Source organism: Streptococcus symci (assembly GCF_006385165.1).
Lineage (GTDB): Bacteria > Bacillota > Bacilli > Lactobacillales > Streptococcaceae > Streptococcus > Streptococcus symci.
The window spans coordinates 820,841-844,100 of record NZ_VFJA01000001.1; the positions used below are offsets into that span (position 1 = coordinate 820,841).

The window sequence follows — 23,260 nt, forward strand, 5'->3', positions numbered from 1 at the left end:
TATAGTAAAATAGATAGGGTAACACTTATCTCAAAGGAGTAGACATGAAGAAAAAACTATTGGCAGGTGCCATTACACTATTATCAGTAGCAACTTTAGCAGCTTGTTCGAAAGGTTCAGAAGGGGCAGACCTTATCAGCATGAAAGGGGATGTCATCACAGAACATCAATTTTATGAGCAAGTGAAAATCAATCCTTCAGCCCAACAAGTCTTGTTGAACATGACCATTCAAAAAGTATTTGAGAAGCAATATGGCTCAGAGGTAGATGAGAAAGAAATCGATGAAATCATTTCTGGAGAAGAAAAACAATATGGTGAGAATTACCAACGTGTCTTATCACAATCAGGTATGACTCTTGAAACACGTAAAGCACAAATTCGTACAAGTAAATTAGTTGAATTTGCAGTTAAAAAGGCTGCAGAAGCTGAATTAACTGATGAAGCCTATAAGAAAGCATTTGAGAACTATACTCCGGACGTAACTGCTCAAATTATTCGTCTTGATAATGAGGATAAAGCGAAAGAAGTCCTCGAAAAAGCTAAGGCAAGTGGCGCAGATTTCGCTCAATTAGCTAAAGATAACTCAACTGATGAGAAAACCAAAGCGAACGGTGGTGAAATCACTTTTGATTCAGCTTCAACAGAGGTACCAGATCAAGTTAAGAAGGCAGCTTTTGCCTTGGATGTTAATGGCATTTCTGATGTCATTACAGCTACTGGTACTCAAGCATACAGCAGTCAATATTACATTGTAAAACTCATTAAGAAAACAGAAAAGTCATCTAATATCGATGACTACAAAGAAAAATTGAAAACTGTTATCTTGACTCAAAAACAAAATGATGCATCATTTGTTCAAAGTATTGTCGGAAAAGAATTGCAAGCAGCCAATATCAAGGTTAAAGATCAAGCCTTCCAAAATATCTTTACCCAATATATCGGTGGTGGAGATTCAAGCTCAAGCAGTTCTTCAAAAGAATAAAACAGAAAAGAGCCAAGCGCTCTTTTTCTTATGAGAAAATCTATTATCTTAAGGGTAAGAGTTTTTTTCTTTCGGAAAAAATGGTATAATAGCAATCAAAACTAGAAAATAAGCGGAATTTGGGAATAATTTCTTTTGTTCTCATTAGATTGGTGATACTATGAAGATTAGTAAGAGGCACCTGTTAAACTATTCTATTCTAGTCCCTTACTTACTTTTATCTATTTTGGGCTTGATTGTAGTTTATTCTACAACCAGTGCCATTCTTATCGAAGAAGGTAAAAGTGCCCTCCAATTGGTTCGAAGTCAGGGAATGTTTTGGATACTTAGTTTAATATTGATTGCCTTGATATATAAGCTGAAACTGAATTTTTTAAGAAAAGAAAGACTGCTATTTATTATTATGTTTGTTGAGCTGATTCTTTTGGCTCTGGCTCGCTTAATTGGTACGCCAGTCAATGGAGCCTATGGTTGGATTTCAGTAGGACCTTTGACCATTCAGCCAGCTGAGTATTTGAAGATTATCATCGTCTGGTACTTGGCCCAACGTTTCTCAAAACAACAGGATGAAATTGGGATTTACGATTTTCAAGTTTTAACTCAAAATCAATGGATTCCTCGTGCTTTTAATGATTGGCGCTTCGTCCTACTAGTAATGATAGGAAGTTTAGCTATTTTCCCAGATTTGGGGAATGCTACCATCCTAGCTCTGGTCGCCTTGATTATGTATACAGTTAGTGGGATTGCTCATCGTTGGTTTATAGCCTTTATCGGTGTATTGGTAGGAGTTTCAGCCCTATCCTTATCAGCTATTTCTATTATCGGGGTTGATAAGTTTTCAAAAGTTCCAGTATTTGGTTACGTTGCTAAGCGTTTCAGTGCCTACTTTAATCCCTTTGCTGATTTGGCAGGAGCAGGCCACCAACTTGCAAATTCCTACTTTGCCATGGTAAATGGTGGTTGGTTTGGTCTAGGCTTAGGAAATTCAATCGAAAAACGTGGTTATTTACCAGAGGCCCATACAGATTTTGTATTTTCAATTGTCATTGAAGAGTTTGGATTTGTGGGAGCCAGCTTGATTTTAGCACTTGTCTTTTTCCTGATTTTACGAATTATCCTAGTCGGTATTCGTGCTAAGAATCCCTTTAATTCCATGATGGCGATTGGGGTTGGGGGGATGATGCTGGTACAGGTATTTGTCAATATCGGTGGAATTTCTGGCATTATTCCTTCGACAGGAGTAACCTTCCCCTTCCTATCACAAGGGGGGAACAGTCTCCTAGTCTTGTCTGTAGCCATCGCCTTTGTCTTAAATATTGATGCAAGTGAAAAACGTGCCCAATTATATGAGGAGTTAGAAACTCACTCATCAAACTATATGTAGAGTTGATAGTGGAAAGGATTACCTATGTCTCTTCAAAAATTAGAAAACTATAGTAATAAAGCTGTTGTGCAAGAAGAAGTATTGATTTTAACAGAATTGTTAGAAGATATCACTAAAAATATGCTTGCCCCAGAGACTTTTGAAAAAATTATGGAGTTGAAAGAATTATCAACTCAAGAAGATTATCAGGGCTTGAACCAACTGGTTACTAGTCTGTCAAATGATGAAATGGCTTATATTTCACGCTATTTCTCTATCTTGCCTCTCTTGATTAATATTTCAGAAGACGTGGATTTGGCCTATGAAATCAACCACCAAAATAATATCGATCAAGATTATCTTGGGAAATTATCAGCAACAATCAAAATGGTTGCTGAAAAAGAAAATGCGGTTGAAATTCTAGAACATTTGAATGTTGTCCCTGTTTTGACAGCCCATCCAACACAAGTTCAACGTAAGAGTATGTTGGATTTGACTAACCATATCCATACCCTCTTGCGTAAGTATCGTGATGTGAAATTAGGCTTGATTAATAAGGAAAAATGGCATAATGATCTCCGTCGTTATATTGAGATTATCATGCAGACAGACATGATTCGTGAAAAGAAATTGAAAGTGACCAATGAAATCACGAATGTTATGGAATACTACAATAGTTCATTCCTGAAGGCAGTTCCTCATTTGACTGCTGAGTACAAGCGTCTGGCTAAAAAACATGGCTTAGAATTGAAACATCCTAAACCAATTACCATGGGAATGTGGATTGGTGGAGACCGTGATGGGAATCCTTTTGTTACAGCAGATACCTTGAAACAATCTGCTATGACCCAGTGTGAAGTCATCATGAACTACTATGATGAAAAGATTTACCAACTTTATCGTGAATTCTCCCTCTCGACTAGTATCGTCAATGTTAGCAAGCAAGTCAGAGAAATGGCTCGTCAATCCAAGGATAACTCGATCTACCGAGAAAAAGAGCTTTACCGCCGTGCCTTGTTTGATATTCAATCAAAAATCCAAGCAACAAAAACCTATCTGATTGAGGATAAGGAAGTTGGGGCTCGCTATGAATCAGCTAATGATTTTTATAAGGATTTGATTACCATTCGTGATTCCCTCTTGGAAAACAAGGGTGAAGCACTGATTTCTGGTGATTTTGTTGAGTTAATTCAGGCAGTTGAAATTTTTGGTTTCTATTTGGCATCTATTGATATGCGTCAAGATTCTAGTGTTCATGAAGCCTGTGTAGCTGAACTCTTGAAATCAGCAGGCATTCATTCGCATTATAGTGAACTAAGTGAAGAGGAAAAATGCCAGCTTCTTTTGAAAGAATTAGAAGAAGATCCACGTATTCTTTCTGCCACTCACGTTGAAAAATCAGAGTTACTTGAAAAAGAATTAGCAATCTTTAAGGCTGCTCGTAAGTTGAAAGATAAGTTGGGAGATGATGTCATTCGTCAGACTATCATTTCACATGCAACCAGCGTATCAGACATGCTGGAATTGGCTATCTTGCTAAAAGAAGTAGGGCTAGTTGATAAAGAAAGAGCCCGTGTCCAAATTGTTCCTCTCTTTGAAACAATCGAGGACTTGGACCACTCAGAAGAAACCATGAGAGAATACCTTTCTCTTCCTCTTGCTAAAAAATGGATTGCTTCACGTAATAACTACCAAGAAATCATGCTTGGTTACTCTGATAGTAATAAAGATGGTGGCTACCTATCATCATGTTGGACCCTCTACAAGGCTCAACAACAATTGACTGCTATTGGAGATGAATTTGGCGTTAAGGTTACTTTCTTCCATGGCCGTGGTGGTACTGTCGGTCGTGGTGGTGGACCAACCTATGAAGCCATCACATCTCAACCGCTCAAGTCCATTAAGGATCGTATCCGCTTGACGGAGCAGGGTGAAGTAATTGGGAATAAATACGGTAACAAAGACGCAGCTTACTATAACCTTGAAATGCTTGTTTCAGCGGCCATTAATCGTATGATTACGCAGAAGAAGAGTGATACCAATACATCCAATCGCTATGAAGCTATTATGGATCAAGTGGTGGACCGTAGTTATGATATCTACCGTGATTTGGTCTTTGGTAATGACCATTTCTATGATTATTTCTTTGAGTCAAGTCCAATCAAGGCTATTTCAAGCTTTAATATTGGTTCTCGTCCAGCCGCTCGTAAGACTATTACTGAAATCGGTGGTTTGCGAGCTATCCCTTGGGTCTTCTCATGGTCGCAAAGTCGCGTCATGTTCCCTGGCTGGTATGGGGTTGGTTCAAGCTTCAAGGAATTTATCGATAAAAATCCAGAGAATATCGCTATCTTACGAGATATGTACCAAAACTGGCCTTTCTTCCAATCGCTTCTTTCAAATGTCGACATGGTCTTATCAAAATCAAATATGAACATTGCTTTTGAATATGCCAAACTGTGTGAGGATGAAGAAGTAAAAGCAATCTATGAGACTATTCTAAATGAATGGCAAGTTACCAAGGAAGTCATCTTGGCTATCGAAGGTTACGATGAACTCTTGGCTGAAAATCCATATCTAAAAGCAAGTTTGGATTATCGTATGCCTTACTTTAATATCCTCAACTATATCCAGTTGGAGTTGATTAAACGTCAACGCCGAGGAGAATTATCAAGCGACCAAGAAAAATTAATCCATACAACCATCAACGGAATTGCAACAGGATTGCGTAATTCAGGCTGATACCTATCAAACTTCCTCTTTTCCATAGGGGAAGTTTTTGAATAGTTCAAAAAAATGCTAAAAGAGCCTTGACAAGTAGTTGAAAAATGATATAATTTAACCATTCAGAAAAGTAATCATACAAACTTTTTAGAGAGTCTGTGGTAGCTGAAAACAGATAAGTGGTGATGATGAAAATTGGGCTGGATGTTATTTAGAATTTGAAATCATAAAAATTCGGTGAGCACACCTTACAGTGCACCTCGTTATTGCGAGACAGAGCGATAGGGAAATTCCCTATAATTGAGGTGGTACCGCGCATCGACGTCCTCACACAAGTTTTTTGTGTGAGGACTTTTTTGATGGAGGTTAGTATGGAAAGAAAACGATGGCGTCGCTTGTTTAGATAAGTGAAGTATTTTATAAGGAAATAAAAAGGAGAAATAGAATGAAAAATAAACGTTTAATTGGAATTATCGCTGCATTAGCAGTCTTAGTAGCAGGAAGCTTGATTTACTCTTCAATGAATAAACCAGACGCTAAGAATGAGAAGAAAGTTGCCAAAGTTGGTGTTCTTCAGTTTGTGAGTCATCCCTCTCTTGATTTGATTTATAAAGGGATACAAGATGGACTTGCAGAAGAAGGTTATAAAGATGATCAACTTAAAATCGATTTTATGAACTCAGAAGGCGACCAAAGTAAGGTTGCGACAATGAGTAAACAATTGGTTGCAAATGGGAATGACCTTGTGGTTGGTATTGCAACACCAGCTGCTCAAGGTTTGGCTAGTGCCACAAAAGACCTACCAGTTATCATGGCCGCTATTACAGACCCAATTGGTGCGAACTTGGTTAAAGATTTGAAAAAACCAGGTGGCAACATCACAGGGGTATCTGACCACAATCCAGCTCAACAACAAGTTGAACTCATCAAGGCTTTGACACCAAATGTGAAAACAATCGGAGCTCTTTACTCAAGCAGCGAAGACAATTCAAAAACTCAGGTAGAAGAATTTAAGGCTTATGCTGAAAAAGCAGGTTTGACTGTAGAAACATTTGCTGTTCCTTCAACAAATGAAATTGCTTCAACAGTTAACGTTATGACTAGCAAGGTTGATGCTATCTGGGTTCCAATCGATAACACAATCGCATCTGCCTTTTCAACTGTTGTATCAAGCAACCAATCAGCTAAAAAACCAATCTACCCAAGCGCAACTGCCATGGTAGAAGCAGGTGGTTTGGCATCAGTTGTAGTTGATCAACATGATCTCGGTGTGGCAACAGGTAAAATGATTGCACAAGTTTTGAAAGGTGCAAAACCAGCTGATACTCCAGTCAATGTATTTTCAACTGGTAAGTCAGTAATTAACAAAAAATTGGCACAAGAACTAGGTATTACGATTCCTGAATCTGTTCTAAAAGAAGCAGGACAAGTGATTGAATAATCTACAATGGAGGAGTTGGGGACATCTCCTCCAATTTTTTACAATAGAAATCATATAGAAAAGGTTAAGAAACAGATGATATTATCTATTATTTCTCAAGGATTTGTCTGGGCTATTTTAGGTCTGGGAATCTTTATGACATTTAGGATTTTAAACTTTCCAGATATGACGACAGAAGGTTCCTTCCCTCTTGGGGGAGCTGTTGCTGTTACTCTGATAACGAAAGGCGTGAATCCCTTTTTAGCGACGCTTGTTGCTGTAGGAGCAGGTTGTTTGGCTGGAATGGCAGCAGGACTTCTTTATACAAAAGGGAAGATCCCAACTTTGCTCTCAGGGATTTTGGTGATGACTTCCTGTCACTCTATCATGCTCTTGATTATGGGACGTGCGAATTTAGGCCTGCTTGGAACCAAGCAAATACAGGATGTTTTGCCTTTTGATTCAGATTTGAATCAACTCTTGACAGGTCTCATCTTTGTAAGTCTTGTCATTGCTCTCATGCTCTTTTTCTTGGACACTAAACTCGGACAAGCCTATATTGCTACAGGTGACAATCCTGATATGGCTAGAAGTTTCGGGATTCATACTGGACGCATGGAGCTCATGGGCTTGGTCTTATCAAATGGTGTGATTGCCCTTGCAGGAGCTCTCATTGCCCAGCAAGAAGGGTATGCCGATGTATCTAGAGGAATCGGGGTTATAGTTGTGGGGCTTGCAAGTTTGATTATTGGAGAAGTTATCTTCAAGAGTTTGAGCTTGGCAGAACGTCTGGTTACCATCGTTGTAGGTTCTATCGCTTATCAATTCTTAGTGTGGGCAGTTATTGCCCTTGGCTTTAATACAAGTTACCTTCGTTTGTACAGCGCCGTGATTTTAGCAGTCTGCCTCATGATTCCAACATTTAAGCAAACAATCTTGAAAGGAGCCAAATTAAGCAAATGACAACAATTGTAGAATTAAAAAATGCAACCAAAGTCGTTAAAAATGGCTTTGATGAAGAAAAGATTATTTTAAATGATGTTTCCTTAGAAATTTTTGAACAGGACTTTATCACGATTTTAGGTGGAAATGGTGCTGGGAAGTCAACTCTCTTTAACACTATTGCAGGAACCTTGTCATTAACCAGTGGAACCATCCGTATTTTGGGTGAAGATGTTACCAAGTTTTCACCAGAGAAGCGGGCTAAGTATCTGTCTCGAGTCTTCCAAGATCCCAAGATGGGGACAGCTCCTCGTATGACGGTGGCTGAGAATCTCTTGATTGCCAAGTTTCGTGGTGAAAAGCGTGGACTGTTACCACGACGCTTGACTAGTTTTAAGGATGAGTTTCAGGCAACCATTGAAAAAGTAGGGAACGGCCTTGAGAAACACTTGAATACACCGATTGAGTTCTTATCAGGTGGACAAAGACAGGCTTTGAGTCTCTTGATGGCAACCTTGAAGCGTCCTGAATTACTCTTGTTAGACGAGCATACTGCAGCCCTTGATCCAAAGACCAGTGTGGCCTTGATGGAATTGACGGATGAATTTGTCAAGAAAGACCAGCTGACAGCGCTTATGATTACCCACCATATGGAAGATGCTCTCAAATATGGAAATCGCTTGATTGTTATGAAAGAAGGACGAATTATCCAAGATTTGAAACAAGAAGAAAAAGCAAAAATGAAAATCTCTGATTATTATCAGCTCTTTGAATAAAGTAGGGAAAATGAGTGAAATGGTTTACTTTTTTTCTGAAATAAAGTATACTATATAAAGTAAACTATGATAACATGGAGGTATTGTGTATGGTTGACAAACAAGTCATTGAAGAAATCAAAAACAATGCCAACATTGTGGAAGTCATAGGAGATGTGATTTCTTTACAAAAGGCAGGACGGAACTATCTAGGGCTCTGTCCTTTTCATGGTGAAAAAACACCTTCTTTCAACGTTGTAGAGGACAAGCAGTTTTACCACTGTTTTGGTTGTGGTCGCTCAGGTGACGTCTTTAAGTTCATCGAGGAGTACCAAGGGGTTCCCTTTATGGAGGCTGTCCAAATCTTAGGTCAGCGTGTCGGGATTGAGGTAGAAAAACCACTTTATAGTGAGCAAAAGCCAGCTTCACCCCACCAATCTCTTTATGATATGCACGAAGATGCTGCCAAATTTTATCATGCTATTCTCATGACAACGACTATGGGGGAAGAGGCCAGAAACTACCTTTATCAGCGTGGTTTGACAGATGAAGTGCTCAAGCATTTTCGGATTGGTTTGGCACCTCCAGAACGCAACTATCTTCATCAACGTTTGTCTGGTCAGTATCGTGATGAGGATTTCCTAGATTCAGGACTGTTTTACCTCTCAGATGCAAATCAATTTGTAGACACCTTTCACAATCGGATTATGTTTCCCCTGACAAATGACCAAGGAAAGGTCATTGCCTTCTCAGGTCGTATCTGGCAGAAAACGGATTCACAAACTTCTAAGTATAAAAATAGCAGATCGACTGCAATTTTTAACAAAAGTTACGAATTATATCATATGGATAGGGCAAAAAAATCTTCTGGTAAAGCCAGTGAGATTTACCTGATGGAAGGGTTCATGGATGTAATCGCAGCCTATCGGGCTGGAATCGAAAATGCTGTCGCATCTATGGGAACAGCCTTGAGTCGAGAACATGTTGAGCATCTGAAAAGGTTAACCAAGAAGTTGATTCTTGTTTATGATGGCGATAAGGCTGGGCAAGCCGCGACTTTGAAAGCATTGGATGAAATTGGAGATATGCCTGTGCAGATTGTCAGCATGCCTGATAACTTGGATCCAGATGAATATCTACAAAAAAATGGTCCAGAAGACTTGGCCTATCTATTAACGAAAACTCGTATTAGTCCGATTGAGTTCTACATTCACCAGTACAAACCTGAAAATAGTGAAAATCTGCAGGCACAGATTGAGTTTATTGAAAAAATAGCTCCCTTGATTGTTCAAGAAAAGTCCATCACTGCTCAGAACAGCTATATTCATATTTTAGCTGACAGTCTGGCGTCCTTTGATTATGCCCAGATTGAGCAGATTGTTAATGAGAGTCGTCAGGCACAAAGGCAGAATCGCATGGAAGGAATTTCCAGACCGACGTCAATCACTATGCCTGTCACCAAGCAGTTATCGGCTATTATGAGGGCAGAAGCTCATCTACTTTATCGAATGATGGAATCCCCTCTTGTTTTGAATGATTACCGCTTGCGAGAAGACTTTTCATTTGACACACCTGAATTTCAGGTCTTATATGACTTGCTTGGCCAGTATGGCAATCTTCCTCCGGAAGTTTTAGCAGAGCAGACAGAGGAAGTTGAAAGAGCATGGTATCAAGTTTTAGCTCAGAATTTACCATCTGAGATGTCACCTCAGGAACTAAGTGAAGTAGAAATGACTCGAAACAAGGCTCTCTTGAATCAGGCCAATATGAGAATCAAAAAGAAGGTGCAGGAAGCTAGCCATGTAGGAGATACCGACACAGCCTTAGAAGAATTGGAACGTTTAATTTCCCAAAAGAGAAGAATGGAGTAATAATGGCAACAAAACAAAAAGAAGTAACAACATTTGACGTACAAGTAGCAGAATTTATCCGTAATCATAAACAAAAAGGGACAGCAACTGATGATGAAATCAACGCAAGTCTGGTTATTCCTTTTACCTTGGACGCTGATGGGATTGAAGATCTCTTGCAACGAATTCAGGATGCAGGGATTTCTATCACAGATAACGAAGGAAATCCGAGTGCTCGTGTTCTTAGCTCTGAAGAAGAACCAGAACTCAGCGATGAGGACTTGATTGGGTCAACTTCTGCTAAGGTCAATGACCCTGTTCGTATGTACTTGAAAGAAATCGGAGTCGTTCCTCTCTTGACCAATGAAGAGGAAAAAGAATTGGCACTAGCTGTTGAAGCGGGTGATATCGAAGCCAAACAACGTCTTGCGGAAGCCAACCTTCGTTTGGTTGTTTCTATTGCTAAACGCTATGTCGGCCGTGGTATGCAGTTTCTTGACTTGATTCAAGAAGGGAACATGGGCTTGATGAAGGCGGTTGACAAGTTTGACTATTCTAAAGGATTCAAGTTCTCAACTTATGCAACTTGGTGGATTCGTCAGGCCATCACTCGTGCTATTGCTGATCAAGCTCGTACCATCCGTATCCCAGTTCACATGGTTGAAACTATCAATAAATTGGTTCGTGAACAGCGTAATCTCCTTCAAGAATTGGGACAAGATCCAACACCAGAACAAATCGCTGAACGAATGGATATGACACCTGATAAGGTTCGTGAAATCTTGAAGATTGCCCAAGAACCGGTATCCCTTGAAACTCCAATCGGTGAAGAGGATGATAGCCACCTTGGAGACTTTATCGAAGATGAAGTGATTGAAAATCCAGTGGACTATACAACTCGTATCGTCTTGCGTGAGCAGTTGGATGAGGTCTTGGATACTCTTACAGACCGTGAAGAAAATGTTTTGCGTCTGCGTTTTGGGCTAGATGATGGTAAAATGCGTACCCTTGAAGATGTGGGTAAAGTCTTTAACGTGACTCGCGAGCGTATCCGTCAGATTGAAGCTAAAGCTTTGAGAAAACTACGCCAACCAAGTCGCAGCAAACCGCTTCGTGATTTTATTGAAGACTAAGAGTGAGGATGAATATGGCTTATACAGAAGAGCAAATTGAAAACATCAAAACACGAATTTTATCAGCCTTGGAAGAAGTTATTGACCCTGAGTTGGGAATCGATATTGTCAATCTTGGCTTGATTTATGAGATTCGTTTTGACGGCGACACTGGACAAACAGAGATTGATATGACTTTGACAACTATGGGTTGTCCCCTAGCAGACCTTTTGACGGACCAGATTTATGATGCTATGACAGAGGTTCCAGAAGTAACGGATACTGAGGTCAAATTAGTCTGGTATCCAGCCTGGACCGTTGAAAAAATGAGTCGCTATGCACGCATTGCCCTGGGCATTAAGTAAACATATAATAGCATGTGAGAGATTATTGGAAAAGCGAGGAAATTTCCCCCTCTTTTCCTCTAGTCTCTCCTTTCTTTTGCTGATTTTATTCAAAGAAAATGATATAATAGTAGTTATGGAAAAAAAGAAATTACGCATCAATATGTTGAGTTCAAGTGAGAAAGTAGCAGGACAAGGAGTTTCAGGTGCTTACCGTGAATTAGTTCGTCTTCTTCACCGTGATGCCAAGGATCAATTGATTGTTACAGAAAATCTTCCAATCGAGGCAGATGTGACTCACTTTCATACGATTGATTTCCCCTATTATTTATCAACATTCCAAAAGAAACGCTCAGGAAGGAAAATTAGCTATGTGCATTTCTTGCCTGATACACTTGAGGGGAGTTTGAAAATTCCATTTTTCTTAAAGGGAATTGTGAAACGCTATGTATTTTCTTTTTACAACCGGATGGAGCACTTGGTGGTGGTCAATCCTATGTTTATTGAGGATTTGGTGGCAGCTGGTATTCCACGTGAAAAAGTGACCTATATTCCTAACTTTGTCAACAAGGAAAAATGGCATCCCCTTCCACAAGAAGAGATAGCGAGACTGCGAACAGGTCTAGGTCTTAGTGACAATCAGTTTATCGTAGTAGGTGCTGGGCAAGTTCAGAAACGCAAAGGAATTGATGACTTTATCCGTCTGGCTGAGGAATTACCCCACATTACCTTTATCTGGGCGGGTGGTTTCTCTTTTGGTGGCATGACAGATGGCTATGAACGCTATAAGAAAATAATGGAAAATCCCCCTAAAAACTTGATTTTTCCAGGTATCGTGTCGCCAGAGCGGATGCGCGAATTGTATGCCCTAGCGGACCTTTTCTTGTTGCCTAGTTACAATGAGCTTTTTCCTATGACTATTTTAGAGGCTGCTAGTTGTGAAGCTCCTATTATGCTACGTGATTTGGATCTTTATAAGGTGATTTTGGAGGGAAATTATCGGGCGACAGCAGATAGAGAAGAGATGAAAGAAGCTATTCTGGAATATCAAGCAAATCCAGCTGCCTTAAAAGATCTCAAAGAAAAGGCTAAGAATATTTCTAGAGAGTATTCAGAAGAGCATCTGTTACAAATCTGGTTGGACTTTTATGAGAAACAAGCCACTTTAGGGAGAAAGTAAAAAGAGAGGTAATCTATGCGAATTGGTTTATTTACAGATACCTATTTTCCTCAGGTTTCAGGTGTTGCGACCAGTATTCGAACTTTGAAAACGGAGCTTGAAAAGCAAGGGCACGCCGTTTTTATCTTTACGACGACAGATAAGGATGTCAATCGCTATGAAGATTGGCAAATTATCCGCATTCCAAGTGTTCCTTTTTTTGCTTTTAAGGATCGCCGCTTTGCCTATCGAGGTTTTAGCAAGGCTCTTGAAATTGCTAAACAATATCAGCTAGATATTATCCACACTCAGACAGAATTTTCTCTTGGCTTGTTGGGGATTTGGATTGCGCGTGAATTGAAGATTCCAGTCATCCATACCTATCACACCCAATACGAAGACTACGTGCATTATATTGCTAAGGGGATGTTGATACGTCCTAGTATGGTCAAGTATTTGGTTAGAGGTTTTTTGCATGATGTGGATGGAGTCATTTGCCCGAGTGAGATTGTCCGTAACTTGCTATCTGACTATAAGGTCAAGGTTGAGAAACGGGTCATTCCAACTGGGATTGAATTAGCCAAGTTTGAGCGTCCAGAAATCAAGCAAGAAAATCTAAAAGAACTGCGTAGTAAATTAGGGATTCAAGAGGACGAACAGATGTTGCTGAGTCTTTCCAGAATTTCTTATGAAAAAAATATTCAAGCAGTATTAGCAGCTTTTGCAGAAGTTCTGAAAGAGGAAGACAAGGTCAAACTGGTGGTTGCTGGGGATGGTCCTTATCTGGATGACCTTAAAGAGCAAGCCCAGAAACTAGAGATTCAAGACTCGGTCATCTTTACAGGGATGATTGCTCCTAGTGAGACAGCTCTTTATTATAAGGCGGCGAATTTCTTCATCTCGGCCTCGACGAGTGAAACGCAAGGTTTGACATACTTGGAAAGCTTGGCCAGTGAAACGCCTGTCATTGCTCACGGAAATCCTTATCTGGACAATCTGATCAGTGATAAAATGTTTGGAACCTTGTACTATGGAGAACATGATTTGGCCGGAGCTATTCTGGAGGCCCTGATTGCGACTCCGGACATGGATGAGCATATCTTATCAGAGAAATTGTACGAGATTTCAGCCGAGAACTTTGGGAAACGAGTGCATGAGTTTTATCTGGATGCTATTATTTCAAATAATTTCCAGAAAGATTTAGCCAAAGATGATACGGTCAGCCAGCGTATCTTTAAGACAGTTCTGTATTTACCACAACAGGTGGTTGCTGTGCCCGTAAAAGGCTCTAGACGTATGCTGAAGGCTTCAAAAACACAGTTAATCAGCATAAGAGATTATTGGAAAGACCATGAAGAATAGAAAGAGGAACAGCTATGAAAAAACAATTAATGAGAAGTGGTCGTGATAAAAAGATTGCTGGTGTTTGTGCCGGTGTGGCTTATTATTTTGATATAGATCCTACTATTGTTCGTGTAATATGGGGTGTTCTTGCTTTTGGTTACGGAGCAGGAATTGTGGCTTATATCATTTTATGGATTATTGCCCCAGTAGCAAGTGACTATTGAAAACTAGCTAAATTCATGCTAAGATAATAGAAAATAGAATGTAACGAAGGAGATAAAAATGGCATTTGGAGATAATGGAAAACGTAAAAAAACTATGTTTGAGAAATTAACCTTGCTTATCGTACTTATCATGTTAGTAGCAAGTATTTTGGGGATTTTTGCAACTGCAATTGGTGCCCTCAGTAATCTATAAAATAGATTTAAGAAATTTTGTGACTGGGATTTCCCAGCCCTTTTTTAAAGTGAGAAGAAAAAATGAGTATGTTTTTAGATACAGCCAAGATTAAGGTCAAGGCTGGTAATGGTGGCGATGGCATGGTTGCCTTTCGCCGTGAAAAATATGTCCCTAATGGTGGTCCTTGGGGTGGTGACGGAGGTCGTGGAGGTAATGTAGTCTTCGTTGTAGACGAAGGACTACGTACCTTGATGGATTTCCGTTATAACCGTCATTTCAAGGCTGATTCTGGTGAGAAAGGAATGACCAAAGGGATGCATGGGCGTGGTGCTGAGGATCTCAGAGTTCGAGTGCCACAAGGTACGACTGTCCGTGATGCCGAGACTGGCAAAGTTTTAACAGATTTGATTGAACATGGTCAAGAATTTATCGTTGCCCACGGAGGTCGCGGTGGTCGTGGAAATATCCGCTTTGCGACACCGAAAAATCCTGCACCTGAAATCTCTGAAAATGGAGAACCAGGTCAGGAACGTGAATTACAGTTAGAACTTAAAATCCTTGCGGATGTTGGTTTAGTAGGATTCCCATCTGTAGGTAAATCAACACTTTTAAGTGTTATCACATCTGCTAAACCTAAAATTGGTGCCTACCACTTTACGACTATTGTGCCAAATCTAGGTATGGTTCGTACCCAATCAGGTGACTCCTTTGCAGTAGCTGATTTACCAGGTTTGATTGAAGGGGCTAGTCAGGGTGTCGGTTTGGGAACTCAGTTCCTCCGTCACATTGAACGTACACGTGTTATCCTTCATATCATTGATATGTCAGCTAGCGAAGGGCGTGATCCATATGAGGATTATCTTGCCATCAATAAAGAGCTGGAATCATACAATCTCCGTCTCATGGAGCGTCCACAGATTATTGTAGCCAATAAGATGGATATGCCTGAGAGTCAGGAAAATCTTGAAGAATTCAAGAAAAAATTAGCTGAAAACTATGATGAATTTGAAGAGTTACCAGCTATCTTCCCAATATCTGGTTTGACCAAGCAAGGTTTGGCTACGCTTTTGGATGCTACAGCTGAATTGTTAGACAAGACACCAGAATTCTTGCTTTATGATGAGTCAGATATGGAAGAAGAAGCTTACTATGGATTTGATGAGGAAGAAAAAGCCTTTGAAATTAGTCGTGATGACGATGCGACCTGGGTGCTTTCTGGTGAAAAACTCATGAAACTCTTTAATATGACCAACTTTGATCGTGACGAATCGGTCATGAAATTTGCCCGTCAATTACGTGGTATGGGAGTTGATGAAGCCCTTCGTGCGCGTGGTGCTAAAGACGGTGACTTGGTACGAATTGGTAAATTTGAATTTGAATTTGTAGACTAGGAGACTGATATGGGAGATAAACCGATATCTTTCCGGGATGCGGATGGCAATTTTGTTTCTGCCGCAGATGTTTGGAATGAAAAGAAATTGGAAGAACTATTTAATCGTCTCAATCCAAATCGTGCTCTGAGATTAGCACGAACTAAAAAAGACAATCCATCTCAGTAAAATAGATAAAAAGATTCCGTGCCATATGAGACACGGAATTTTGTTATTCTTCAAAGAAAAATGGTGGGGCGAATTTTTTCAGTTCTTCAAAGCATTTTTGAGCAGCTTCTGCATCTTCACAGATTACGAGGCAGACATCATCGCCACAGAGGGTAGCGATAGCGTCAGGGAAGCTCAAAGCATCAATGATAGAACCAAAGGATTGAGCAAGTCCAGGAAGGGTTTTTAGTAGGACTTGATGTTGAACTGGGCGCATCAAGACAAGAGCATCTTCCATGTAAATTTCTAGGCGTTTTTCCCATTTTGAGATAGAACCTGTATTGAGCACGTAGTAAGAGTTATCCTCTTCGCGGACTTTTGACAGGTTCATATTTTTGATGTCGCGTGAGAGAGTTGCCTGGGTAACTTGAATGTCATTATCAGCAAGAAGGGCTTGCAACTCAGCCTGTGTATGAATCTTGTTTTTTGCAACAAGAGCGCGTATGAGTTGGTGGCGGTGTTCTGATTTATTCATAATAATGTAACTCCTTTCAGTAAGGTATGGTAAGCGTGGACTGAGCGAGGTCGACAGTCAGGTGGTAAGCGGTATTGTCACGAATTGTGATTTCAAAGTCAGTAGTATAGAGGACTAGACGAAGAGTATCTCCTTCTTTTAACGTGTAAATAGTTGGTTGCAGTTCAAACTGGATATTCATCCATTCATCTGCCTTAATATCCTCTACTAACAGTAAATCATTTCTATTTTGTAAATTGAGGTAGCCTTTTGTCACGACGCGTTGTGTATTTTCACGAAAAGGCAATTCGTTAAGATTTTCCAACATGTAGTAGCGACCGTTGTCAATGGTTCTAGCACTTAAAACAGCTGGATAAGGTTGTAGGTATTTTTTCTGTCCAAATTCTAGCAGTTGGGCTGATAAGAGCCCTTTGTTTGTGCTGGATTTGATACGAAGATTGAGTTGGGCACGACCGTTCAAGTGAAGATCTTTGGTTACAGGAAGGTCAATAGTGATTTGATTGACTTTCCCTTGATAGAGTTCTGTATTGAAGGTCTGGTAGGTTTTACCATAGCGCTCAAAATCCTCATCTGAGTACTGGTTTTGAATGACTTTTTCTTCTTGACCAAGTGCGAAGGTTTCAAAGTTTTCTTGGCCACCAAAGTTATCAAGTGATAACCAAGTCTGAGGAGCTGTATTATCCTGCCAGATGACAGTAGGAAGTTGGAAATCTGTATCTTCTCCCAGTAATTTCTTAGTCAATAAGGCGTTCATAGACTCACGGAAGTCAATGGACTGCCAGTTGTTCATGTACACATGGGCGCCATTGTGGAAAAAGAGATGCTTGTTTATGTGAGCAGGAAGGGCATGAAACATCTGATAAACATGAAGTGGTTTGACATTCCAATCCTGTGAACCATGAGTAAAGACAACCTCTGCCTTTACCTTATGGGCATTGAGTAGATAATTACGGTCATGCCAAAACTGATTGTAGTCGCCAGATTTGCGATCCAGTTGCTCTTTTACCTTTTCCAAATCAGCTTGGTGAGCTTCATTGCCACGGATATAGTCACCAGCCAAGAGATTACGAGAATAGGTTAACTCAGCAAGGGAATCAAAGTCCTCACCTGGGTAACCACCTGGGCTAGTTACCAGACCGTTTTCACGGTAGTAGTTGTACCATGAAGAAATGCCTGCCTCGGCAATGATAACCTCTAAACCATCTACACCTGTAGTCGCAAGACCATTGGACATGGTACCTAGATAAGAAAGTCCAGTTGTGGCTACTTTTCCGTTTGACCAGTCAGCCTTAACTTGACGCTGGCGCGTGTGGTCGGTGAAGGCACGACAACGATCATTAAGCCAATCGATGACATTTTTATAAGCCTCGATTTGCTGGTAGTCTCCATTAGTCATGAAACCTGTGGAGTCTTTTGTACCAACACCTGAAACATATAGATTAGCAAAACCACGTGGAAGGAAGTAGTCGTTGAGACTATAGCTAGCGTTGATGTGCGTCAGTTTTTCCTCAGCTTCTGACACAAGCTCAGCTTGACCTTGGGCTTGGACGAGATTTAGTTGAGGTTCTTCTAGCTCAATCTTGTGAGTAGGTTTAACCTCGAGTTCGCCCTCCATCTTGTAAAGTGCTTTGTCGCTAGCTTTATCATTGGTTCCCTGATGATAAGGACTCGCTGTCATGATAGCAGGGATTTGCCCGTCATAACGAGGACGAATAATGCTGACCTTGACTAGATCTGGTAGACCTTTTTGGTCAGTATCGACACGAGACTCAACGTAAACGACTTCTCGAATGACATCATGGCTAGAAAAAGTTGCTAAACTTTTGCCGTTAAAGTAGTGATAGTCATTATCCTCAGGAATAAGACCGTCACTGACAAGTTGGTCGATAAGAGTTTTTCCCTTTTTGGTGCGAGTATTGAGTAACTGATAGAGATTTTCAATCAAGTCACCATATATAATGGGAAAGCCAGTCTCTTTACGAAAAACTTCACTGTCTTCAAAGTCAACCAAATAAGAAAAACCTAAAAGTTGGAAAGATACAGTATAGAAAATATCTGCAGTCAACTCTTTATCTGATTGAAAAAATGTCAATAAGTCAGTTTCTTTATCAACTGCTAAACTGGATAGAGGATAGGAGCTGTTTTTAAAATTGAAAAAGAAACGAATAAGAAACGCTTCAAGCATTTGTTTATTTGTAATGTTGACTGGTAAATCAAATCCATACTTTTTTAATTCAAAGATAATTGTATCTCTAGGTAGTGCTAAATAGCTGAATTGATTAAAACGCATAAGACCTCCTATTTATGAAATATATTACATTTATTATATCAAAAAATAGAGAGAAAAGAAACTATAAAAATCAACAGAAATTATAATAAATAAAAATGAGTATTTATGAAATAAACATGTAAAATGATAAGCCTAAATACAAAAATATTAGTGATACTGTTAAAAATCGTGCAAGGATTGTCTAGTCAACTATGATTTGAGCTATTAGATATTAAAGCATCAGTAATAGTAATAGAAATTTTAAGAAAATGGTATAATATAGTGAGAACGATAGAGGAGAAGTGTAAATTGATCGCACAACTAGATACAAAAACAGTCTATAGTTTTATGGAGAGTGTCATTTCGATTGACAAGTATGTGAGAGCAGCAAAAGACTATGGCTACACTCATCTGGCTATGATGGATATTGACAATCTTTACGGGGCTTTCGATTTTCTAGAGGTTACAAAAAAATACGGCATTCATCCTTTGTTAGGGCTTGAAATGAATGTGCTTGTAGATGATAAGGATGTGAATTTGCGCTTTCTAGCTCTATCTAGTGTAGGCTATCAGCAGTTGATGAAGCTTTCAACAGCCAAGATGCAGGGGGAGAAAAGTTGGTCAGTTCTATCTCAGTATCTAGAGGATATTGCGGTAATTGTGCCTTATTTTGAAGAGCTTGAGTTGTTAAATCTAGGCTGTGATTACTATATAGGGGTTTACCCGGAAACACTAGCAAGCGAATTTCACCATCCTATTTTGCCATTGTATCGGGTCAATACATTTGAAAGTAAGGATAGAGAGGTTCTTCAAGTATTAACAGCGATTAAAGAAAATCTACCGCTCAGAGAAGTTCCTTTGCGTTCGAGACAAGAGGTTTTTATATCAGCAGGTTCTTTAGAGAAACTATTCCAAGAACGTTTTCCTCAAGCCTTGGAAAACTTAGAAAAGCTTATTTCAGGTATTTCTTATGACTTGGATACTAGTTTAAAATTGCCTCGTTTTAATCCTGCTAGGCCAGCAGTAGAAGAGTTGAGAGAACGTGCTGAATTGGGGCTTGCTCAGAAGGGGTTAACTGGTAAAGAATATCAAGACCGTCTAGACCAAGAATTGGCTGTTATTCATGATATGGGCTTTGATGATTATTTCTTGGTTGTTTGGGATTTGCTGCGTTTTGGACGTTCGAATGGCTATTATATGGGTATGGGACGGGGTTCTGCAGTTGGTAGCTTGGTTTCTTATGCCTTGGACATCACAGGGATTGACCCAGTAGAGAAAAATCTGATTTTTGAACGTTTCCTAAATCGTGAACGCTATACCATGCCTGATATTGATATTGATATTCCAGATATTTATCGTCTAGATTTTATCAGATATGTTGGTAATAAATATGGCAGTAAACATGCGGCTCAAATCGTTACTTTTTCGACCTTTGGGGCCAAGCAAGCTTTACGTGACGTCTTGAAACGTTTTGGTGTGCCAGAGTATGAATTATCTGCAATTACCAAGAAAATCAGTTTTCGTGATAATCTCAAGTCGGCCTATGAGGGGAATCTCCAGTTTCGTCAGCAAATCAATAGTAAGTTAGAATACCAAAAAGCCTTTGAAATTGCCTGCAAGATTGAGGGATATCCAAGACAAACCTCTGTCCATGCGGCTGGTGTTGTAATCAGTGACCAAGATTTGACAGACTATATCCCACTAAAGCATGGTGACGAAATTCCACTGACTCAATATGATGCTCATGGAGTTGAAGCAAGTGGACTTTTGAAGATGGATTTTCTGGGACTAAGAAATTTGACCTTTGTCCAGAAAATGCAAGAGTTGCTTGCTGAAACAGAAGATATTCACTTGAAAATTGAAGAAATCGATTTGGAAGATAAAGAAACGCTAGCTCTTTTTGCCTCTGGAAATACAAAAGGTATCTTTCAATTTGAACAACCTGGTGCCATTCGCCTGCTAAAACGTGTGCAACCAGTTTGTTTTGAAGATGTCGTAGCAACTACTTCTCTAAATCGACCAGGTGCTAGTGATTATATCAATAATTTTGTAGCTAGAAAACATGGGCAGGAAGAAGTGACTGTTCTAGATCCAGCTCTGGAGGATATTTTGGCTCCAACTTATGGTATTATGCTCTATCAGGAGCAGGTTATGCAGGTTGCTCAGCGATTTGCTGGATTTAGTCTTGGGAAGGCCGATATTTTGCGTCGAGCTATGGGGAAAAAGGATGCCTCTGCTATGCATGAGATGAGGACTTCCTTTATTCAAGGTTCCATAGAAGCTGGTCATACTAGGGAAAAGGCAGAGCAGGTCTTTGATGTTATGGAGAAGTTTGCAGGTTATGGATTTAACCGATCTCACGCCTATGCCTACTCAGCCTTGGCCTTCCAGTTGGCCTATTTCAAAACGCATTATCCAGCCATTTTTTATCAGGTCATGCTGAATTCTTCCAACAGTGATTACCTAACAGACGCTCTTGAAGCAGGCTTTGAAGTAGCACCTCTGTCCATCAATACCATTCCCTATCATGATAAAATTGCCAACAAGTCCATCTATCTAGGTCTGAAGTCGATTAAGGGAGTCAGCAAGGATTTGGCGCTTTGGATTATTGAAAATAGACCATATTCGAGCATTGAAGATTTTATAGCTAAATTACCTGAGAATTATCTGAAACTTCCTCTGCTAGAACCTTTGGTAAAAGTTGGTCTTTTCGATTCATTTGAAAAAAATCGCCAAAAAGTATTTAATAATTTAGGTAATCTATTTGAATTTGTGAAAGAGTTAGGAAGCTTGTTCGGTGATACAATATATAGTTGGCAGGAATCGGAAGATTGGACAGAACAAGAAAAATTCTATATGGAACAAGAGTTTCTAGGGGTAGGAGTTAGCAAACATCCCTTACAAGCTATTTCAAGTAAGGCTATCTACCCAATTACACCAATCGGAAATTTGTCAGAAAATAGTCACGCCATTATATTGGTTGAAATTCAGAAAATAAAAGTGATTCGGACCAAAAAGGGTGAAAACATGGCATTCTTACAGGTAGATGATAGTAAGAAAAAATTGGATGTTACCCTCTTCTCAGACTTATATCGACAGATTGGGCAGGAAGTAAGAGAGGGAGCCTTCTACTATATTAAAGGGAAAGTTCAGTCACGTGACGGTCGTCTGCAAATGATTGCACAAGAAATAAGAGAAGCAGTGGCTGAGCGCTTTTGGATTCAGGTGAAAAATCATGATTCGAATCAAGAAATTTCGAGAATTTTAGACCAGTATAAAGGCCCAATCCCAGTCATTATCAGGTATGAAGAGGAACAAAGAACAATTGTTTCTCCCAACCATTTTGTAGCTAAATCCACTGAATTAGAAGCGAAATTAGCTGGAATCGTTATGAAAACGATTTATCGCTAAAATTACGGAAAATAGAAGAATTTTCCAATTAAATGTGATATAATCAGTAAGAATGTTAAAAGAAAAAGGAGCATAACCAATATGAAACGTATTGCTGTTTTGACTAGTGGTGGAGACGCCCCTGGTATGAACGCTGCCATCCGCGCAGTTGTTCGTCAAGCAATTTCAGAAGGAATGGAAGTATTTGGTATCTATGATGGATATGCTGGTATGGTTGCCGGTGAAATTCATCCCCTAGATGCGGCTTCAGTAGGAGACATCATTTCTCGTGGTGGTACTTTCCTTCACTCAGCTCGTTACCCAGAGTTCGCTCAACTTGAAGGGCAACTTAAAGGGATTGAGCAATTGAAAAAACACGGGATTGAAGGTGTAGTTGTTATCGGTGGTGACGGATCTTACCACGGTGCTATGCGTTTGACTGAACATGGCTTCCCAGCTATCGGTCTTCCTGGTACAATCGATAACGATATTGTTGGTACTGACTTCACAATCGGTTTTGACACAGCGGTTACTACTGCTATGGATGCTATCGATAAGATTCGTGATACATCATCAAGTCACCGTCGTACATTTGTTATCGAAGTTATGGGACGTAACGCAGGTGATATCGCTCTTTGGGCTGGTATTGCAACTGGTGCTGATGAAATCATCATTCCTGAAGAAGGATTCAAGATTGAAGATATTGTAGAAAGCATTAAATGTGGTTACGAGTGTGGTAAAAAACACAATATCATCGTCTTGGCAGAAGGTGTGATGTCAGCAGCTGAATTTGGTCAAAAACTTAAAGAAGCTGGAGATACAAGCGACCTTCGTGTGACAGAACTTGGACATATTCAACGTGGTGGTTCTCCAACTGCGCGTGACCGTGTTTTGGCATCACGTATGGGTGCACATGCCGTTAAACTTCTTAAAGAAGGTATCGGTGGTGTTGCGGTTGGTATCCGTAACGAGAAAATGGTTGAAAACCCAATTCTTGGAACTGCAGAAGAAGGAGCATTGTTTAGCCTTACTGCAGATGGTAAGATTGTGGTTAACAACCCACATAAAGCTGACCTTGAGCTATCTAGCTTGAATAAGAGCTTATCATAATTTATAATTTAGTTAATAAGACC

Annotated in this window: 19 protein-coding genes and 1 other annotated feature; of the genes, 17 read left to right on the plus strand and 2 right to left on the minus strand. The window is 39.8% G+C overall.

Annotation, left to right across the window (positions count from 1 at the left end; all coding sequences use genetic code 11):
• Window positions 1-44 precede the first annotated feature (44 nt).
• From prsA to FJN11_RS04060, 15 genes are all read left to right on the plus strand, one after another.
• Window positions 45-983: a peptidylprolyl isomerase PrsA gene (gene prsA, locus FJN11_RS03990; protein WP_061864126.1), complete on the plus strand. Its 939-nt coding sequence runs from the start codon at window positions 45-47 to the stop codon at window positions 981-983.
• 160 nt (window positions 984-1,143) lie between these two features.
• Entirely contained in the window at window positions 1,144-2,367 is a 1,224-nt protein-coding gene (ftsW, locus tag FJN11_RS03995) for a cell division peptidoglycan polymerase FtsW (RefSeq protein WP_125430000.1), read from the plus strand.
• 24 nt (window positions 2,368-2,391) lie between these two features.
• Window positions 2,392-5,088 (plus strand): phosphoenolpyruvate carboxylase, encoded by a 2,697-nt coding sequence (gene ppc, locus FJN11_RS04000; protein WP_125430002.1) that lies wholly within the window; start codon window positions 2,392-2,394, stop codon window positions 5,086-5,088.
• Between the two features lie 96 nt (window positions 5,089-5,184).
• Window positions 5,185-5,402: a binding site (T-box leader), on the plus strand.
• Window positions 5,403-5,515: 113 nt separating this feature from the next.
• The gene (gene trpX / locus FJN11_RS04005; protein ID WP_140224121.1) at window positions 5,516-6,511 is read left to right on the plus strand and encodes a tryptophan ABC transporter substrate-binding protein; all 996 of its coding nucleotides are present in this window, start codon (window positions 5,516-5,518) and stop codon (window positions 6,509-6,511) included.
• Between the two features lie 75 nt (window positions 6,512-6,586).
• Complete coding sequence (locus tag FJN11_RS04010) at window positions 6,587-7,453, plus strand: ABC transporter permease (protein ID WP_004234420.1); 867 nt, start codon at window positions 6,587-6,589, stop codon at window positions 7,451-7,453.
• Window positions 7,450-8,208 (plus strand): ABC transporter ATP-binding protein, encoded by a 759-nt coding sequence (locus FJN11_RS04015; RefSeq protein ID WP_140224122.1) that lies wholly within the window; start codon window positions 7,450-7,452, stop codon window positions 8,206-8,208. The genes FJN11_RS04010 and FJN11_RS04015 overlap by 4 nt, the downstream gene beginning before the upstream one ends.
• Before the next feature lie 89 nt (window positions 8,209-8,297).
• Entirely contained in the window at window positions 8,298-10,058 is a 1,761-nt protein-coding gene (dnaG, locus tag FJN11_RS04020; RefSeq protein ID WP_140224123.1) for a DNA primase, read from the plus strand.
• Window positions 10,059-10,060: 2 nt separating this feature from the next.
• On the plus strand, window positions 10,061-11,170 hold the full coding sequence (rpoD, locus tag FJN11_RS04025; protein WP_045611498.1) for an RNA polymerase sigma factor RpoD: 1,110 nt from the start codon (window positions 10,061-10,063) through the stop codon (window positions 11,168-11,170).
• A 14-nt stretch (window positions 11,171-11,184) separates the two neighbouring features.
• Window positions 11,185-11,514, plus strand: coding sequence for a metal-sulfur cluster assembly factor (locus tag FJN11_RS04030; RefSeq protein ID WP_000331925.1), 330 nt, complete (start codon window positions 11,185-11,187; stop codon window positions 11,512-11,514).
• 115 nt (window positions 11,515-11,629) lie between these two features.
• A complete protein-coding gene (gene cpoA / locus FJN11_RS04035; protein ID WP_246039357.1) occupies window positions 11,630-12,673 on the plus strand; it encodes an alpha-galactosylglucosyldiacylglycerol synthase in 1,044 nt (347 codons plus the stop codon).
• A 15-nt stretch (window positions 12,674-12,688) separates the two neighbouring features.
• Entirely contained in the window at window positions 12,689-14,014 is a 1,326-nt protein-coding gene (locus FJN11_RS04040) for a glycosyltransferase family 4 protein (RefSeq protein WP_140224124.1), read from the plus strand.
• Window positions 14,015-14,043: 29 nt separating this feature from the next.
• Entirely contained in the window at window positions 14,044-14,220 is a 177-nt protein-coding gene (locus FJN11_RS04045) for a PspC domain-containing protein (RefSeq protein ID WP_140224201.1), read from the plus strand.
• A gap of 58 nt (window positions 14,221-14,278) precedes the next feature.
• The gene (locus tag FJN11_RS04050; protein ID WP_000863852.1) at window positions 14,279-14,413 is read left to right on the plus strand and encodes a DUF4044 domain-containing protein; all 135 of its coding nucleotides are present in this window, start codon (window positions 14,279-14,281) and stop codon (window positions 14,411-14,413) included.
• Window positions 14,414-14,475: 62 nt separating this feature from the next.
• A complete protein-coding gene (gene obgE / locus FJN11_RS04055; protein WP_049552528.1) occupies window positions 14,476-15,786 on the plus strand; it encodes a GTPase ObgE in 1,311 nt (436 codons plus the stop codon).
• Window positions 15,787-15,795: 9 nt separating this feature from the next.
• Complete coding sequence (locus FJN11_RS04060; protein ID WP_007284777.1) at window positions 15,796-15,954, plus strand: hypothetical protein; 159 nt, start codon at window positions 15,796-15,798, stop codon at window positions 15,952-15,954.
• Window positions 15,955-15,997: 43 nt separating this feature from the next.
• On the opposite strand, the gene FJN11_RS04065 is transcribed toward FJN11_RS04060, so the two are convergent.
• Both FJN11_RS04065 and FJN11_RS04070 read right to left on the minus strand, forming a co-directional pair.
• Window positions 15,998-16,468: an arginine repressor gene (locus FJN11_RS04065; protein ID WP_049550725.1), complete on the minus strand. Its 471-nt coding sequence runs from the start codon at window positions 16,466-16,468 to the stop codon at window positions 15,998-16,000.
• 16 nt (window positions 16,469-16,484) lie between these two features.
• The gene (locus FJN11_RS04070; RefSeq protein WP_140224125.1) at window positions 16,485-18,758 is read right to left on the minus strand and encodes a Xaa-Pro dipeptidyl-peptidase; all 2,274 of its coding nucleotides are present in this window, start codon (window positions 18,756-18,758) and stop codon (window positions 16,485-16,487) included.
• A gap of 288 nt (window positions 18,759-19,046) precedes the next feature.
• Here FJN11_RS04070 and FJN11_RS04075 point away from each other — a divergent pair, with 288 nt between their 5' ends.
• The gene (locus FJN11_RS04075) at window positions 19,047-22,148 is read left to right on the plus strand and encodes a DNA polymerase III subunit alpha (protein ID WP_181146386.1); all 3,102 of its coding nucleotides are present in this window, start codon (window positions 19,047-19,049) and stop codon (window positions 22,146-22,148) included.
• A gap of 81 nt (window positions 22,149-22,229) precedes the next feature.
• Complete coding sequence (gene pfkA, locus FJN11_RS04080; RefSeq protein ID WP_000820863.1) at window positions 22,230-23,237, plus strand: 6-phosphofructokinase; 1,008 nt, start codon at window positions 22,230-22,232, stop codon at window positions 23,235-23,237.
• Window positions 23,238-23,260 lie beyond the last annotated feature (23 nt).